Annotated in this window: 1 protein-coding gene; it reads right to left on the reverse strand. The window is 70.7% G+C overall.

From position 1 onward, the window contains the following. On the reverse strand, nt 1-1,180 hold a 1,180-nt coding region (locus HUK84_RS19250), incomplete at both ends, for an MMPL family transporter (RefSeq protein ID WP_176641647.1).

The following is a 1,180-nucleotide window of genomic DNA, read 5'->3' on the forward strand; positions in this document are numbered from 1 at the left end:
CATCCGGCGCCGGGGCGGGGTTCGGCACCACCAGCGTCGGCAGCAGGATCGACGCCGCATCCTGGATCATCGCCAGCTTGGCCGTCTGGTCCTCCGGCACCAGGGACCCCAGCCACATCGCGTCGTCCACCAGCGGCAGCCGCGACAGCCGCGCCGCCAGCGCCTGGGCCTGCGCCAGGTTCCCCACCAGCACCTGCGCGTCATAGGGCGAGGATTGCGGGTCGCGCATCAGCAGCTTCAGCGTCAGCATCCCCTCCGAATGCGGGTTCTTGGTATGCAGCGGGTCGGCATCGAACGACAGCATCGGACTCAGCGCCGCCCCCAGCACCGCCAGGAAGACGAAGACGCTCAGCACCGGCACCCGCCGCACGCGCAGCGCCCGGTCCATCGGCCGCGCGAAGGCAAAGCCCGTCGCCCGATGCGTCGGCGCCGGCCGGAACAGCCGCAGCAGCGCCGGCAGCAGGGTCACGGTGCAGAGGAACGCGATCACCATGCCGAACCCGGCAATCAGCCCCAGTTGCGCCACCCCGACGAAGGCCGTGGGCGTAAAGGCCAGGAACCCCGCCATCGTCGCCATGGCGGCCACCAGGATCTGGTGCCCGGTCTCCACCCCCGTCTGCTCCAGCGCCGACTGGACCGGCGGCACCGACCCGTCCGGCAGGCGCTGCGCGCGGAACCGCACCGAAAACTGGATCGCGAAATCCACCGCGATCCCCACGAACAGGATCGCGAAGGCCACCGAAATCAGGTTCAGCGTGCCCACCGCCAGCGCCGCGAACCCCGTCGTCAGCATCAGGCCCGACACCAGCGTAATCACGATCGGCACGATGATCCGCCAGGTCCGCACCGCCAGGAACAGCCACAGCGTCACCAGCAGCAGCGATCCGACCAGCCCCGCGACCATCCCCTGGGCCACGGTGGCGAATTCCTCGTCATTGATCTGCACGTCGCCGGTCAGATGCACCCGCGCATGGCCCGACCGCACGAATTCCAGCCCGGCGATCGCCCGCTGCATGGCCTCGGTGGCCGCGCCGCCCGGCTGGAACGACCCGTAATCCAGCCGCGGCTGGGTCACGACGAATACATATTGCCCGCCCAGGTCGGCCAGGCTGCCCGACAGCATCCGCTCCCAGGACAGCGGCTGGGCCCGGCCGTCGGCCGCCTGCCCCAGCGTGGCGGC

The sequence above is a fragment of the Nguyenibacter vanlangensis genome (assembly GCF_013376155.1).
In the GTDB taxonomy this organism is placed as follows: Bacteria; Pseudomonadota; Alphaproteobacteria; order Acetobacterales; family Acetobacteraceae; genus Gluconacetobacter; species Gluconacetobacter vanlangensis.